Below are 16,692 nucleotides of genomic sequence, written 5' to 3'. Positions count from 1 at the left end.
CAGTACAAAAAGCGTAAGCGCCTTGGTCAGCCCCGACAAGCGCTGGAGGGCCGACCAGTGAAGTCGTTCTTTGACTTCATTGGTCGGACCGAAGCGACTCGAGGGGCTAGGCGCTGGAGCTGGATTAAGCGAATCCGGGTTGATTTATCCACACCTTAAAGATTTTATAATTTCCTAAACAATAAAAAAAGGCGAGCTATTCAGCTCGCTTAAAGTTGTTTGAGGAGGTATGCCCTAATACAATGATATTCAGTTTGGAGCAAAATGAATGGACAATAGCCTGTGTTGAGAAAAATAGGCGGTGAAAATTAAAATTTCAAATTATAGTACTTAGCAATTTCTTTACAATAACGTTCTAGTGCTGCCTGATCCTTAAAATTGGACAGCATTCCCTGAATCACAGGAAGTCTGGGTGTTTCCTTATCGATTTCACCCTCGAGGACCTCTATTGATACTTTTAAATCCTCATTGTTATCTATGTCCGAAATGACTTGCATCATTTTTTCTATCACGCTCTTAACATCACCATTTCCAGCCAGGAAAAATGCCTTTGTCTTTTTGAAGAGATCTTTCATCTTCTCTTCAGTCGCTACTGGCTGCTCACTTGTTAATCCCTCGACTAAGGAGTCCATCCTTCTCAAGATATACTCGGCCAATTCCTCATTTTGAAAGCTCTCCTGATTGAAAAACAATAGCTTTATGTAAGAGTTGAACAAACCTTCTAACATTAACGACAAATCCCAGAGATGCTGCTCTGCTTTTTTACCATATATGGCTCGAAGACTTTCTTGGTAAAACATATGGCCTTCATGATATTTACGGAACATGAGTGCTTTTACTTCATCATTCAAAGGGATTGCCTGTTCCCTTGATTGCATGATGATAAATTCTTTATGCTCAAGCATCGTATTGAATAAAGCCGTCAGCTGCTTAGCGAACTTTTCTCTAGGAGGCAGATTTTCATGTTCAAAGGCAGCTAAATTTTTCTCAATATGATCAAAGTAATATTCAAGAATGGCAATAAGCAAAGCATCCTTAGATTTGAAATATAAATAAAAAGCTCCTTTGGAAATCCCACTCTCAGTCACAATTTCCTGAATGGAGGTTGATGAGAATCCTTTTGTTGCATAAAGCTTGATGGCCGCTTCGATGATCGCTTTTTCCTTTTCCTTCACCTTAAAGCCTCCCATTTCACTTAATTCATGTGACTGACTGGTCACAGTACCATTTTTGACTGCACAGTCATATCGTAATACAGTTTCCTTCTATGGTCAAATAAGCAAAAAAACAGCCTGGCAATCGGCTGTCCTTTTAACTAAAGGTTTTCTTTTATAAATTCAAGAGCTTCTTCTACATGGCCTTTCACTTTCACTTTTCGCCATTCCTTAGAAAGGTTTCCCTCTTTATCAATAATGAACGTGGAACGCTCAATGCCCATGTATTCCTTGCCGAAGTTTTTCTTTAACGTCCAGACACCATAATCCTCGGCAGTTATGTGATTTTCATCCGCTAAAAGCAAGAAAGGCAGTCCGTGTTTTTCAATAAACTTTTCATGTCTGCCAACTGGATCCGGACTGACGCCAAGAATGACAGCATTCAACCCTTCAAAGCTTTCGTGGTGATCCCTGAAGTCACAGGCTTCAGTTGTACAGCCAGGAGTCATATCTTTTGGGTAAAAGTAAAGCACGACATTCTTGCCTTTAAAATCAGATAGCTTTACATTTTCACCATTGCTGGCTGGCAATTCGAAATGCGGAGCCTTTTCCCCTAATACTAACGACATTCTGTTTCCCTCCAAAAAATTGCTATTTACTATAGCCTATCTAATTTTTGTCAGGAATACAAATGGGATAGATATACTCAACAGTGACTATGCCTTCTTATGATCAAACACAGCTCTCGTCACAAAAGCTGCAGGAATTGTATAGCCAATCAACGCTTCTAATACGGCAATAATCCTGCCGATCCCAATCGGGGAAATATCCCCGTACCCGACTGAGAATAATGTGATGGCGCTAAAGTACATGCTGGTGGCCATTCTTTCATATGACGAAACACTAAGACGCATGCTGCCGTCTGCCAGCACCCACAAGCCCCTTAAATCCAGCAAATAATAAAGCAAACCAAATCCAGCCATCACCGTCGCATAAATAAGAGCCAGAGTAAGGAAGTTTTCAAGGGAGACTTGTTTGCCTTTAATCTTTTGCGGAACAAACAATGTCTTAAGACTTAAGATGATTGATAAAATGATAATGATCATTGATAGATAAAAATGCATATCCCATCCTCTTTTCCTGCATCTCTCACTTCAACTATACGCTCTGGGATATGAGAGTATGCAAGCAAGTCCATTCATCGGGAAAAAGGACTGAACCAGATTTTTTACCACCTGTAAAATAAAAAACCGCTGCATCTAAAAATGCTGCGGCTAGACTGTAGACAAACTTGATTATAGCAAGCTTGTCTACAGTTTTTTCATAATGGGTGGTAGTAAACAGGTCTGTTGATTTCCGTTCCAGGCGCTTCGCTTTCCGCGGGGCTGGCGCTGAGCCTCCTCGTCGCTTCGCTCCTGCGGGGTCTCACCTGTCCAGCTAAGCCCGCAGGAGTCTGCGCGCCTTCCACTGCAATCAACAGGTTTTCAATACCTGATTTGAGACTGTATCTTTGTCGACAAGCTGACCGCAGCATGTACAATATGCTGCGGCTATTTAATTTCCTGCTCCCCTATATCTCTTCACGCCCTCGTTCCAAATCACAACAGATAAACTAAAAAAGATCATCCCGATCACAGGCGTGAAAAAAGAGTAGCCGAACCACTCCTCCCGCCCAAGGAAGTAGGCAGCAGGGTAAACTCCAACAAAGGCGAATGGCAAAATCCAGGTCAATACGAAGCGGATCGCCTTATTGTAAATATCCACCGGATAGCGTCCGTAATTGCCGATATTATACATCATCGGCATGATCGAAGTCCGCGCATCAGCCCAGAAGCTGATGCAGGCAATCATTACAAAGATACCCGCATATACAAGAACTCCGCCAAGTACGAGTACGATAAAGAGGATTGGATCGTACCAGTGGAACTCAAGGTTCAAACGCCCACCAGCATAAAACATGACTGCCAAACCGGTAATAGCTCCAAACAATGATTCAAGCTCCATCCGCTCAAGAATCACCTGAAAAAGGCTGTGGATCGGCCTGGTTAGGATCCTGTCCAGCTCCCCTTTTACGATATATCGTTCATTAAAGTCCCAAATATTGAAAAAAGACGAAAAGAGCGCAAATGGCACAAGAAAGAATCCATAAATAAAGATAATTTCATCCTTGCTCCAGCCGTTGAGAAATTGGGTATGGTCGAACACCACAATGATAAAAATTAAGTTCACTGCCTGAAATAACAGGTCAGAAAAAATCTCGACAAACAAATCCGCTCGATATTCAAGCCTGGTTTTCATATATTGGGCGACATACTGAAAAAACATTCTTACATAAAACACACGTCACCCTCCTTGTATAATCAGCTGTTTTTTTGCAATGATCCATAAAACCTGGACCGGGATAATCAGAATTAACACCCACACCGCCTGCAGCATAAGGCCTTCAATTGCCTGACTGCCGCTGAATCCATTAGTAAAGATCATGCTTGGAATATAGCTGATCCCCTGGAAGGGAAGAAACTTCATGATTTCCTGAGCCCAGCCGGGAAAAAAGCTGATTGGAAGCAGCAGTCCAGAGAAAAGGTCGATCAGAACCCGCTTGGCTCGGATTAAGCCTGTATTATTATATAAGAAGAATGTGGTAATCCCAGTCAGCAAATTTAACTGTGTGTTTATAAAGAAGCTTAATATGATCGAAATCGCGAACAATCCCCAGGAAGTGAGATTTGCCGAGAATTCAAGCGGAAAAATAAGCGCGACAATCATCATCCCTGGCACCGAGAAGAAAAACAGCCTGAAGATCCCTTCCCCAAGGCCTTGCATTGTTTTCATTCCCAAGTAACTGTATGGCCTGATGAGCTCGACCGCCACTTTGCCTTCCTTGATTTCCGTCGCCATTTCACGGTCGATGTTGTTAAAGTAAAAAGCCCTTGCCATCCAGGCAACTGCAACATAGGTCGTCATCTGCACAGCGGACAAGCCCTCTATTTCACTTTTTCCGCCGTAAATGGCATTCCAAAGAAAGTAATAAGCCCCGATGTTAATGCTGTATATTAAAATCCCCGTGTAATAATTGGTCCTGTATGCAAGCATCATCAAAAAGCGGATGCGGATCATTTCAAGGTACTTATCCATATTACGCCATCCCTTTATCATAAATATTGCGGATGATTTCTTCAGTGGATGGCTCATTGATTTTAACATCCCTTATCTTATAAGCAGCCACGGTACGGGCGATTACCTGCGAAACCACCTCTTCATCATCACCGGTACTGGCGGTGAAGACCTGGTCCTTTTCATCCAGTTCCCATTTGACTCCAAGATCGTTCGTCAATGCTTCAAGTCGGTAAATATCAGCTTTTTCAAGGAACTCAAAGCTGACTTCCTTTCCTTCACCCCATTTTTCTTTCAAGCTTTTCAGGGCACCATCGTAAATGATATTTCCTTCATCCAGCATGATTACTCGCTCACAGAGTGCCTCGATATCGGTGAGGTCATGGGTTGTAAGCAAAATCGTAGTATTGTATTTTTCATTTATTTCTTTTAAAAACTCCCTGATCTTCAGCTTCACTAATACATCAAGTCCTATAGTAGGCTCATCCAGGAAAAGCAGCGGCGGATTATGAATCAGCGCTGCGGCGAGCTCACATCGCATCCTTTGCCCAAGTGACAGCTTCCTTACCGGCTTGTCCAGCAGCGGTTCGATATCCAAAGTCTTGATGACATGGTCCATATGCTCGTTATAGTGGGCATCAGATACCTTATAAACCTTTTTCAAAAGGCGGAAGGATTCCTGGACAGCGATATCCCACCAGAGCTGCGACCTCTGCCCGAATACGACTCCGATGGTCTGGACAAATTTTTCCCGTTCCTTGTGCGGGTTCATCCCATTCACGATGATCCCGCCGGAAGTTGGTGTGAGAATGCCGGTCAGCATTTTGATAGTCGTTGATTTCCCTGCCCCGTTTTCTCCAATATACCCAACCATCTCACCCTGCTTGACGTTAAAGCTGATATCATTCACAGCCGGGACAATTTTATAGTTACGTGTAAAAAGGTCACGAAAGGCCCCTGACAATCCGGATCGGCTTGAATAAGCCTTGAATTCCTTACGCAGCCCGTTCACTTCAATGGCGTTCATATTTATTTCCTCCTTTATTCCCTCAAACAGTTTAGCCAATCTGCTGAAGTAAAACAAATGCTACGCCTGAAATTTTTTATCCAGAGATAGGGTTCCTGTTTTTTGACAAGTGAAACAATCTGTAAAAATGATAATTAATGATAAAATAAAGAAGCAGATACATATAGGAGGTTTTACCATGCAAAGAACGAATTCAGAACGAATATATAATGAAGCGCTCGAACACATTGTAGGTGGAGTAAATAGTCCTTCTCGCTCTTTCAAGGCGGTAGGCGGCGGCGCACCAGTTGTAATGGAGCGTGCACAGGGGGCATATTTCTGGGATGTCGACGGCAATCAATATATCGATTACTTGGCCGCATATGGTCCGATCATTACCGGACATGCTCATCCCCACATAACGGAAGCGATTAAAAGGGCAGCAGAAACTGGAGTATTATACGGAACTCCTACCCCTCATGAAGTCAAGTTTGCAAAAATGCTCAAAGAAGCAATGCCTGCTCTTGATAAGGTACGTTTCGTCAATTCCGGCACAGAGGCTGTGATGACAACAATCCGTGTTGCCCGCGCCTATACGGGACGCGATAAAATCATCAAATTCGCAGGATGCTATCATGGACATTCCGACCTTGTCCTTGTAGCGGCAGGCTCGGGTCCGTCTACACTTGGGACTCCTGATTCAGCCGGCGTTCCAAAAAGCATTGCCCAGGAAGTCATCACTGTACCGTTTAATGATATCGAACCGTTCAGGGAAGCTCTTGAAAAATGGGGAGACCAAATCGCAGCTGTCCTTGTGGAGCCGATTGTTGGCAACTTCGGGATTGTTGAACCGAAGACAGGCTTTTTGGAAGAAGTGAAGGAACTTACTCATAAGGCTGGAGCACTTATTGTTTTTGATGAGGTCATCACTGCCTTCCGCTTTATGTATGGAGGCGCCCAGGACCTTCTTGGAATTACTCCTGATTTGACAGCAATGGGAAAAATCATCGGCGGCGGATTGCCAATTGGCGCTTACGGCGGCAGGGCTGAAATCATGGAAAAGGTTGCCCCGCTTGGACCTGCATATCAGGCTGGTACGATGGCAGGCAATCCAGCTTCCATATTGTCAGGAATTGCCTGTCTTGAAGTTCTTAAGCAGGACGGTGTATATGAATACCTTGATCAGCTTGGCGGTTTGCTTGAGGAGGGTATTTCTGAATTTGCATGCAAGCATGGAATCCCAATCACAATCAACCGCTTGAAGGGCGCGTTAACTATATACTTCACAGATGTTAAAATTGAGAACTATGAACAAGCCGAGAACACGGACGGCGAAATGTTTGCACGCTTCTTTAACCTGATGCTCGAACAGGGAATCAACCTTGCGCCTTCTAAATATGAAGCCTGGTTTGTGACGATTGCTCATACTCAAGAAGATATCGAAGCAACTCTCCATGCAGTTGATCAGGCCTTTTATACAATGGCGAATGAATAAATATACAATTTCTTATACATAACAGGAGCTGAGTTGGCTTCTGTTATTTTTTTACTTTTAAATGAAAACGGTTACATTATAAGGGTTGCTTAATAATTTTATTGTCCATCCTATATTTACCGCTATCCAAAGTTTTGTATAAATAATTGATTTCTGAAAATTCTTATGATATGATTGTTTTTAACTATTCTTGAAACTCGCCAATCAAATGGCCGCTTAATCCCTGCTTTAAAAACCCGTCTTAACTGTTTTACCCTCATGTACCAAGCTATCAAACTATCTAACCATAGATTATTTTTCAGGAGGTGAACCGGCTAAAAGGATCCCCCTTTTACAAGCCGAAATTTATGACTTTACATTGGACCCCTTCTCTATTTAAGGATTTTTCACGACACGAACATGATGCATGTGGGATTGTTGCCAGCATAGAAAAAAAGAAAGTGCCTACGCGCGAGAACATTTTTCACTGTATTGACGGACTCGTTACCATGAACCACCGTGCAGGTTTTATTAATGGCGAAGGTGATGGTGTAGGAATCCATATCGATATCCCTCGCTCAATCTGGAAGGAAAAGCTTTCTAACGCTGGAGTAGACCCTAGTGTGGTTGACGATAATCACTTTGTTGTCGGACATGTTTTTATTTCACGGACTGACCAGGCAAAGTCAATTCAGGATGAGCTTGAAGCAAAAATTGCGGCTCAAGGCATGAAGCTTGTCTTTTCATCAGTAGACGTAACAAATTCAGAAGCACTTGGACCAATCGCCATCCAGGAAAACCCTGTATTCTGGCAGTTTGCTTTTCTGGCTGAACAGATAGACAGAGAGCTTTCCAGCAAATTGTTTAACATGATTGTAGATTTTGAGAAAAACGAACAGGTGCATGTGGCCTCTTTAAGCCAATACCATGCTGTTTATAAGGTTATGGGCGCTGGAGACATCCTGCCGAAATACTATCATGATCTGGCAAGCCCGCTTGTAGCCTCAACCATGACTCTAGGTCATAATCGCTACTCAACTAACACTCTATCAAGCTTTTTCCGTGTACAACCGTTCAGCATCCTCGGACATAATGGTGAAATCAACACCATCGCCAGGCTCCGTGATGAAGCTCGCATGGTCAATGTACCTCTTGTTAAAGACGGCAGTGATTCACAGGATCTAAGCAGAACTCTTGAAACGTTTATCTGCCGGGACGGCTACTCATTGTTTGAAGCTATGGACATGATGTTCCCGCCAATCATCAATGAAATAAAGGCCTATCCAGAACATCTTCAAGATTTATATACGTATATCCGCGAGGCGTGGGGTCACTTTGCACAGGGACCAGCTGGAATCATTTCGCGCTTTGGTGACGAAGCAGTTTTCAGTGTTGATGCTCTTGGCCTTCGTCCGCTTTGGATGGTTGAAACGAAGAGTTCTTATTTATTTTCATCCGAACCAGGCATCATTCCATCGACTGAATATACAGGCGATCCTAAGCCATTAGCTCCTGGTGAAAAAGTAGGTTTGAAGTGGAATGGCGACAGCATTGAAGTTTACGAGCATTCTCAGTTCCAGGGTGAGGTTTACAAGCGTTTTTCACAGCGTCTTTCTTTCGGCGAATCGCGCCATCGTCTGGAAAGTCCTAAGCTTGCAAAAACTGTGACAATGACTTATCCGGATAAAATACACAATGGGCAATACAAAGCATTTGGCTGGGAAAGAGACCATGTCCAGCTTGTCGAACAGATGGCCGAAAAAGGTGCGGAACCAATCCGTTCCCTTGGTCATGACGCTCCCCTTGCAGCTTTAAATCCTGAAAGGAAAAACATTGCTGATTTTATCAAGGAAAGTGTCGCTGTTGTTACGAATCCTGCAATTGACCGCGATCGTGAAGCAGAACACTTCTCTACAAGAACGGTACTAGGGAAACGTCCATCCCTGTTCGGCAAAACTGAAACAGGCAAAGTGGTTGAATTGCTGACTCCTCTCCTTGTAGAAGGAAAGGCCGGCTACGAAGTTTCATTACAAACAGCCCAGCCTAGCATGGATCAAGTCATTCATTGTTACCAGGATGATAAATTAGCAGCCTATCTTGAAACAGTTTTCCGTAATAACGAAGGTGTAAAAGAAGCTCTGGAACGGCTCACTTCAGAAGCAGTCCTTGCGGTAAAAGGCGGCAAGACACTTCTCGTTTTAGATGATGCAACATCTCATCAGGAGAATTCATTATGGCTTGACCCTCATCTTGTTGTGTCTGCGATTGACCAGGCACTTGTGAAAGAAGGATTGAGACGCGATTGCTCTCTCTTGCTTCGTTCAGCATCCCTTCGTTCTTTGCATGATATTGTCGTTGCGCTTGGACTTGGAGCTGACGCGATCAGCCCTTACTATATGTTCATGACTGTGCTTGATGAATCAGTCACACCACTCGTCAATCTATACAGTGCATTGACTAAAGGACTTGAAAAAGTCATTTCAACAATTGGCATCCATGAATTACGCGGATATGGCCGTTTATTTTCAGCAATCGGCCTGAACGATGAAGTCTCGGATTACTTGTCGATTGTCAACTTCTTCGGATCCAATGAACTTGCATATGATTTTGCAGCAATGAAAGAGGATGCGATTGCCAGGGCGGAAGAATTCCAGAATGAAAAAGAACGTATCGGAAAAACGTTCCACCTCTTCCCTCGTATTTGGAAGGCAATCGGTGAGGTTGCTTCTACAGGGGATTACAGTGTTTACCGTGAGAAAATTACCGAACAGGAAGAAAGCAATCCGACGACCATCCGTCATTTGACTGCCCTGAAAAAGGCTGATTCAACTGTTTCGCCAGCTGAAGTCGAAATCGGCGTCGGTGAGCATAGCCTTCCATTTGTTATAGCCTCAATGTCTTTCGGATCGCAAAACGAAATCGCATTCCGTGCTTATGCTGAAGGTGCTGATCGTTTGAACATGATCAGCATGAACGGTGAAGGCGGGGAAATTAAGGATATGCTCGGCAAATACCCTCGTACACGAGGACAGCAGGTTGCTTCTGGGCGATTCGGAGTAAATGCTGAATTGCTGAACTCCTCGAACCTTCTGGAAATTAAAATTGGCCAGGGCGCTAAGCCTGGTGAAGGCGGTCACCTGCCTGGTTCAAAGGTTACTGCAAAAATCGCTGAAGCGAGAAATGCAACGATTGGTTCAGATTTGATTTCACCATCAAACAACCATGATATTTATTCAATCGAAGACCTGGCACAAATGATCCACGAACTTAAGACAGCTAATGACCAGGCTCGTGTAGCCGTGAAGGTGCCAGTCGTACCAAATATCGGAACAATTGCAGTTGGAATTGCGAAGGCAGGAGCGGACATCATTACGCTGAGCGGCTTTGACGGCGGCACAGGAGCAGCCCGCATTCACGCTCTTCAGTTTGTCGGACTGCCGGCTGAAATTGGGATCAAAACAGCACATAATGCCCTTTTGGAAGCTGGATTGCGTGACAATGTTGAGCTTTGGGCCGATGGCGGTGTTAAAAGCGCTCAGGATGTCATCAAGTACATGCTTCTAGGTGCAAACCGTGTAGGTTTCGGAACCTTATCCATGCTTGCGATCGGCTGTACGACTTGCCGCGGCTGCCACCTTGATACTTGCCATGTTGGAATCGCCACACAAATCGATTCGGAGGCACAGGCAAAGGAACATGGATTACGCCGTTTCGTACCGCGCCAATTCGATCTTGCCGTTCAGGGTATCATGAACCTGTTCACTGCTTTTGGCAATGAACTGAAAGCTCTGGCAGCTTCTGCGGGAATCAAGAATTTACAGGATGCAGTTGGCCGCTCTGAACTGTTGGAACAAATCAAAGGAAAAGATCTGCTGGATTTATCTTACCTTCTGAAGCCTTTGGAAATCGGCCAGATCTCCTACCAGAAAGAAGCATCATCTGCTATGGCAACGGCCCAACTTCAGGTGGCGGCTGGTGCAGAGTATCTGGATGCTGTTGATGAAGAGCTTCACCAGTCAAGAGAATTTTCTAGAGTGACTGCAGAACAGCGAGTACTTGCAAGCAGAGTTTCCTGCCACCGTGTCCGTGGACGCCTGGACGGCTCATACAAAAAGCTTCAGCCAGTATCGCTCAGGTACAAGGGATCTATCCTTGGCAACGGGCTTGGTGCTTACAATACAGATGGCATTAACATTGAAATTGATGGCGGCAGCCAGGACGGTGTGGGCAAGACTTCCTTTGGGGGAACAATTCTGATTGCCAAATCTCCTGGCAAGGATGGCGGATTCTACAATGGTTCCGTTGGAAAAGGATTTGGCTACGGAGCCCAAAAAGGCCTGCTTGTAGCCCAGGGTAATGCTGATGCGCGTGCAGGTATCCGGCTATCAGGTGCAGACATGATCATTGGCGGACTTGTCAAAAAGCCTATCCCTGAAAAGGAATACGGCAATGTAGGTGCAAACGCCAATATTAAAGGCTTCGCATTTGAATACATGACAAACGGCCGCGGCCTTGTCCTTGGGGATCCAGGGCCATGGATCTGTGCAGGTATGACCGGAGGTGTTGTATATTTACGACACCAGCCGGAAATGGGACTGACGAAAGAAGCCATTTCCCGCCGGATCGCCAAAGGTGCGAAGGTATCCATCCAGACACTCTCCGCAAAAGGCATTCAAGATATAAAAGAATTGCTTAGCCAGTACGTCGACATGCTGGAACGCCATGGACAAAAAGAAGAGGCAAGCGCTCTTGCACTTATACTTGAGCATCCGGAAGATCACTTCGTTCAGGTGGTACCGGTTAAAGAGCAGGCAGATCCAGCCGTCTCTACTGAATAATCTTGAATTGAAAAAAACGGCCTTTATGGCCGTTTTTTATTTTATGTCTCTGTTAATAAACAGTCCAGTTAAACAAATTAAATTGTAACCACTTACATTTAAAATTGGCTTGTATTTCGTAAATTTGTCGCTTGAACTTCTGCCTCAACCATTGTATAGTACATTATTGTTTAGTTTTTAACAAAATGGTTTAAAGTATAACGAATGGGATGTACGATCATCATCTCTTATGAAAGGAATTCACACTACATGAAACTTGGTGCCCGCATTTTAAAAACGGGAATTGCCATCATACTCGCTTTATTTTTGTCACAGATTTTTGACCTTCCGTCCCCTGTCTTCGCAGGGATCGCGGCGATTTTCGCTTTGCAGCCAACTGTGTATCGCTCTTATCTTTCTATCATTGAACATGTCCAAGGTAACTTGATCGGCGCAGCAACTGCTGTTGTGTTCGTAATGGCGTTCGGCAACAGTCATTTTATCATTGGCCTAGCTGCAGTGCTGGTCATCACGCTTAACTTGAAGTTAAAGCTTGAAAACACCATTTCCCTTTCGCTGGTTACGCTGATAGCCATCATGGAAACGCCCGGGGATGACTTTATCCAATTTGCCCTGATTCGTTTTTCAACGATCATGCTGGGGGTCGTTTCAGCTTTTATAGTGAATCTTGTTTTCCTGCCGCCAAGATATGAAAATAAGCTTTACTACAAAAACACTATTTTATCAGAAGAAATCACAAAATGGATTCGGTTAAGCACGCGCCACGCTTCCGAGCACCAGCTCTTGAAAGCAGATATTGAAAAAATGCGCGAAGGAATCATCAAACTCGATCAGCTGTACCTGATGTACAGAGAAGAACGGGATTATTTTAAAAATAATAAGCTCGGCAAATCCAGAAAGCTTGTTATCTACAGACAAATGATCAACACCACCAAAAAATCTTTGGAAACCCTGAAAAGGCTGCACCGTTATGAAAATGAATTCAACCAGATGCCTATCGATTTTCAGGAAGTTCTCCAGCATCAGCTTGATTGCCTGATCAATCACCATGAACAAGTCATGCTGAAGTTTGCTGGTAAAATCCGCGCTGAAGCCTCTTACATGGAAGGCGAGGTCTGCCTGAACAAGAAACAGCTGTTCGAACTGTTTTTAGCGCAAAAAAAAGATCTTGCAGAAACGAACAGCCAAATGCTATACCATGTCATGCAGCTTGTTTCCATTATCATGGAATATGGGGAGAATGTGGAGCATCTCGACACACTTATTACAAGCTTTCAGTCTTACCATAAAGACGATAACAATGTGATTATTGAACAAAATACAGAAATTTAAAAAGCAGCTGGTTTATCAGCTGCTTTTTCATTTGCCCTATAATCGTCAATTCTTCATCCTCGGATCCAACGCATCCCTTAGTCCATCACCCATCAGGTTAAAACCTAGAACCGTCAGCATAATGGCCAAGCCAGGGAAGATCATTGTCCATGGTGCTTGGATCATGAACTGTTTTGCATCAGCAAGCATCTTGCCCCATTCAGGATTCGGTGCTTCCGCCCCAAGACCTAAAAAGCCCAGTGCGGCAGCTTCAATGATTGCAGTCGCAATCGCAAGTGTACCTTGAACGATGATGGGAGCCATGCTGTTAGGCAGGATATGATGAAATAAAATCCTGCTGTCTTTCATCCCGACAGCCTTGGCGGCCATAATATATTCTTCTTCTTTTACACTGAGAACCCTGGAACGAATCAGCCTTCCGAAGGTCGGTATGTTTATGATAGCAATTGCAATCAACGCGTTGCGTAAGGATGGTCCAAGCACAGCTACGATCGCAATCGCGAGCAGAATGCTTGGAAAGGCAAGCATAATATCGAAAATCCTGGAGATAATGGAATCTACCCATCTTCCATAGTAACCTGCCAGTATTCCGAGCAGACAGCCAACTATAATCGAGCCCATTACGGAAAATGTTCCTACCCATAAGGATATTCTTGCCCCGTAAATAACCCGCGAAAGGATATCCCGTCCAAAATCATCAGTTCCAAACCAGTGTTCAGCTGAAGGAGCCTGGAGGCGCATTGACATTTTCTGATCATTGATTCCTTCTGAAGCGATCAGCGGGGCAAATACGGCAAGCAAAATAAAAAACAAAACGATAAATGTACCCACAAGAGCCAATTTATTCTTCTTGAAACTATACCATGCTTCTGCCCAGGGAGACGCCACTTTTTCTTCTACCTGTATGGTATGCGGCTGCATTTGTTTTTGAGTCGAAATCTCCATCTAAATCTCCCCTTTCATCAACGGTATTTTATCCTTGGATCAATTGCTGCGTACAATAAATCAACGACAAGGTTAATCAGCACAAAGAGCAATGCAATGATTAAGATTCCTGACTGGATTACCGGATAGTCTCGATAATTGATCGCTTCGTAAATGTATCTGCCAATACCCGGCCAGCTAAAGATCGTTTCCGTTAAAATTGCACCGCCAAGCAGAAGGCCTGTCTGTAAACCGATAATAGTCAAAACAGGAATAACAGCATTTTTAAGGGAGTGCTTATAGACAACCCAGAACATGCGCAAACCTTTTGCCCTTGCTGTCCTGATAAAATCCGAACGCATCACCTCAAGCATGGTTGAACGTGTAATTCTTGCAATGATGGCCATCGGAATGGTAGCCAAAGCCACAGCCGGCATCACCAGGTGCTTCAGTACCTCAACGAGCTGGTCAGTACGGCCTTGGATCAGCGTATCGATAAGATAAAAATTCGTAATCGCTTCAACTGGATTTCGCACTTCCTCCCTGCCCGATGTCGGCAGCCAGTCCAGATTAATAGCAAACATCCACTGCTCCATCAAACCTAGCCAGAAGATCGGCATAGATACCCCGATTAAAGCCAGGACCATCGCTGCGTAATCAAACCATGAATTCTGGAACCATGCGCTGATAATGCCCGCGTTCACTCCAATCACGATGGCAATCAGCATCGCCACGAATGATAATTCCATTGTGGCAGCAAGGTAAGGCCAAATTTCACTGTTGATTTCTGACTTCGTCCTTAGGGATTGTCCTAGATCACCGGTCAGCAAGTCGCCCAGATAGTTGAAATATTGAATATACCACGCCTGGTCAAGGCCAAGCTGTTTTGTTAAATCCGCAATCGCTTCCTTAGTAGCAAGCTGCCCGAGAATGACTTGGGCGGGATCGCCAGGGATTGCTCTGATCATAAAAAATACAATAAGTGAAAGACCCAACAGTACAGGAACTAAAGATAAAATCCTTCTGACAGAATAGGCAAACACCTTCCCACCTCTTTTCATGGTGATATGTCTTTAACAAGCGGAGGTCAGTGATGACCAACGCAAATCCGCTTTTCAGCAGAAAAGGGAGAATGCACATGTTCTCCCTTTTCCTGATGCATTATTTTTTGAATTCAACAGTTGCAAGCAGGTCAGAACCTGTTGGGTGTGCCTTGAATCCAACCACGTCCGCTCTTCCCGCAAGAGCAGGCTCTGAGTGAACTAGTGGAATCCATGGAGCATCCTCTTTAATTAACAATTGAGCTTCTTTATAAAGTTTTTCACGTTCAGCCTGGTCATTCGTAGACTGAGCTTTGATGAACAGGTCATGTACCTCTTGATTTCTGTAACGTGCATAGTTATTGCTGTCAATGTTGTCCTGGTCTAAAAGTACATACAGGAAGTTGTCAGCGTCACCATTGTCGCCAGTCCAGCCAAGCAAGAATGAATCCGCTTCACCAACACGGGCTTTTTCAAGGTATGTTGCCCACTCATAAGAGACAATCTTAGCTTTTACGCCAATTTTAGCAAAGTCAGCCTGAAGAGCTTCAGCAACTTTCTTTCCATCTGGCATATACGGTCTTGCAACAGGCATCGCCCATAGTTCCATTTCAAAGCCATTTTCAAATCCAGCTTCTTTTAAAAGCTCCTTGGCTTTTTCAGGGTTATATTCATAGCCTTCAACATCATCATTGTAGCCTGCCACAGTTTTTGGCATTGGGTTCTTGGCCGGTTCAGCTGCACCAGCGTAGAATGCGTCGATCAAAGATTTCTTATCAACAGCATAGTTTAATGCCTGACGTACCTTCTTGTCTTTTAACGGTCCGCGTTCGTTGTTCAATCCTAGATACGCTACGTTCAAAGAAGGACGGTAGAATGTCTGCAAATCAGGATTTTTTTCGATTGATTCGACATCACTGAAATTCACGCCGTCAATAATGTCAACTTCTCCTGTATTCAATGCATTCAAACGAGCTGAGTTCTCAGGGATTACACGGAAAATAACTTCATCAAGCTTTGGAAGTCCCTTTTCCCAGTAATTTTCGTTCTTAACCAATGTAACCTTGTCATTACGTTTCCATTCCTTGAATTTGAATGGTCCAGTACCAACTGGGTTTTCAAGGAATTTATCACCATACTTCTTGACTGCTTCAGGACTTGCGATTCCAAATGGAGACATAGCAAGATTTTTATAGAAAGGAGCAAGTATACGGTTTAACGTGAATTCTACTGTATACTCATCAACTGCTTTTACTTCCTTGATTACATCACCGAATTGTGAGTTATAGTAATAGAATTGCTCTTTGTTACCGGCTTTCCAGCGCTCAAAGTTGAATACTACCGCTTCAGCGTTGAAGTCCGTGCCATCGTGGAATTTAACACCTTTGCGCAGTTTCAAAGTGTGCTTTAGACCATCTGGAGATTCTTCCCAGCTCTCAGCAAGACCTGGTTTGATTTCTGTATCCTGCTCACCAAATTCGATGAGAGTTTCATAGATGTTTTTTGTTACTTTAAAAGCTTCACCTTCAGTTGTGATCGCTGGGTCAAGTGAAGTTGAATCGCCGCCGCGGCCGAATACGAGAGTCCCGCCTGACGATGATTCGCCATCAGAACCAGCTTCCCCCCCAGTTTTCTTGCCGCCAGACTCATTGTTACAGCCGGCTAGACCTAAGCTCAGGATCAGGATAAAAGCAAAAAACATCAATCCAAAACGCTTTTTCATATTTTTCCCCCTTGTTTTTTCGGACCAGTATTTTTGGTTCCAGTCCATGATATATATCATCTATGCTGTTTTGCCCACACACATTCC

Annotated in this window: 12 protein-coding genes; 3 read left to right on the top strand and 9 right to left on the bottom strand. The window is 44.0% G+C overall.

Features of this window, described 5'->3' with window-relative positions; genetic code table 11:
- Positions 1-308: 308 nt before the first annotated feature.
- From AABM38_RS05475 to AABM38_RS05450, 6 genes are all read right to left on the bottom strand, one after another.
- Positions 309-1,175: a TetR/AcrR family transcriptional regulator gene (locus AABM38_RS05475; RefSeq protein ID WP_423409497.1), complete on the bottom strand. Its 867-nt coding sequence runs from the start codon at positions 1,173-1,175 to the stop codon at positions 309-311.
- A gap of 140 nt (positions 1,176-1,315) precedes the next feature.
- Positions 1,316-1,783: a thioredoxin-dependent thiol peroxidase gene (gene bcp / locus AABM38_RS05470; protein ID WP_423409496.1), complete on the bottom strand. Its 468-nt coding sequence runs from the start codon at positions 1,781-1,783 to the stop codon at positions 1,316-1,318.
- Positions 1,784-1,870: 87 nt separating this feature from the next.
- Positions 1,871-2,278, bottom strand: coding sequence for a potassium channel family protein (locus AABM38_RS05465; RefSeq protein WP_423409495.1), 408 nt, complete (start codon positions 2,276-2,278; stop codon positions 1,871-1,873).
- A gap of 430 nt (positions 2,279-2,708) precedes the next feature.
- On the bottom strand, positions 2,709-3,494 hold the full coding sequence (locus AABM38_RS05460; protein ID WP_423409494.1) for an ABC transporter permease: 786 nt from the start codon (positions 3,492-3,494) through the stop codon (positions 2,709-2,711).
- Between the two features lie 3 nt (positions 3,495-3,497).
- On the bottom strand, positions 3,498-4,289 hold the full coding sequence (locus tag AABM38_RS05455; RefSeq protein ID WP_423409493.1) for an ABC transporter permease: 792 nt from the start codon (positions 4,287-4,289) through the stop codon (positions 3,498-3,500).
- Between the two features lies 1 nt (position 4,290).
- Complete coding sequence (locus AABM38_RS05450) at positions 4,291-5,295, bottom strand: ABC transporter ATP-binding protein (RefSeq protein ID WP_423409492.1); 1,005 nt, start codon at positions 5,293-5,295, stop codon at positions 4,291-4,293.
- A 178-nt stretch (positions 5,296-5,473) separates the two neighbouring features.
- On the opposite strand from AABM38_RS05450, the gene AABM38_RS05445 reads away from it, so the two are divergent.
- The 3 genes from AABM38_RS05445 to AABM38_RS05435 all read left to right on the top strand — a co-directional run bounded on the left by AABM38_RS05445 (position 5,474) and on the right by AABM38_RS05435 (position 12,918).
- Positions 5,474-6,769 carry a glutamate-1-semialdehyde 2,1-aminomutase gene (locus AABM38_RS05445; protein WP_423409491.1) on the top strand — a complete coding sequence of 432 codons (1,296 nt, stop codon included), beginning with the start codon at positions 5,474-5,476 and terminating at the stop codon, positions 6,767-6,769.
- Between the two features lie 347 nt (positions 6,770-7,116).
- Entirely contained in the window at positions 7,117-11,586 is a 4,470-nt protein-coding gene (locus tag AABM38_RS05440; protein WP_423409490.1) for a glutamate synthase-related protein, read from the top strand.
- Between the two features lie 249 nt (positions 11,587-11,835).
- Entirely contained in the window at positions 11,836-12,918 is a 1,083-nt protein-coding gene (locus AABM38_RS05435) for an FUSC family protein (protein WP_423409489.1), read from the top strand.
- A gap of 45 nt (positions 12,919-12,963) precedes the next feature.
- Here the strand turns inward: AABM38_RS05435 and AABM38_RS05430 are convergent, their stop codons facing one another.
- The 3 genes from AABM38_RS05430 to AABM38_RS05420 form a co-directional block, all read right to left on the bottom strand.
- On the bottom strand, positions 12,964-13,863 hold the full coding sequence (locus tag AABM38_RS05430) for an ABC transporter permease (RefSeq protein WP_423409488.1): 900 nt from the start codon (positions 13,861-13,863) through the stop codon (positions 12,964-12,966).
- Positions 13,864-13,880: 17 nt separating this feature from the next.
- Positions 13,881-14,885: an ABC transporter permease gene (locus AABM38_RS05425; protein ID WP_423409487.1), complete on the bottom strand. Its 1,005-nt coding sequence runs from the start codon at positions 14,883-14,885 to the stop codon at positions 13,881-13,883.
- 118 nt (positions 14,886-15,003) lie between these two features.
- The gene (locus AABM38_RS05420; RefSeq protein WP_423409486.1) at positions 15,004-16,605 is read right to left on the bottom strand and encodes an ABC transporter substrate-binding protein; all 1,602 of its coding nucleotides are present in this window, start codon (positions 16,603-16,605) and stop codon (positions 15,004-15,006) included.
- Positions 16,606-16,692 lie beyond the last annotated feature (87 nt).

This window comes from Heyndrickxia sp. MSNUG, assembly GCF_049532715.1.
GTDB lineage: Bacteria > Bacillota > Bacilli > Bacillales > Cytobacillaceae > Mesobacillus.
Note: the sequence above shows the minus strand (reverse complement) of the source record. Positions and strands in the feature narration are given on the sequence as shown.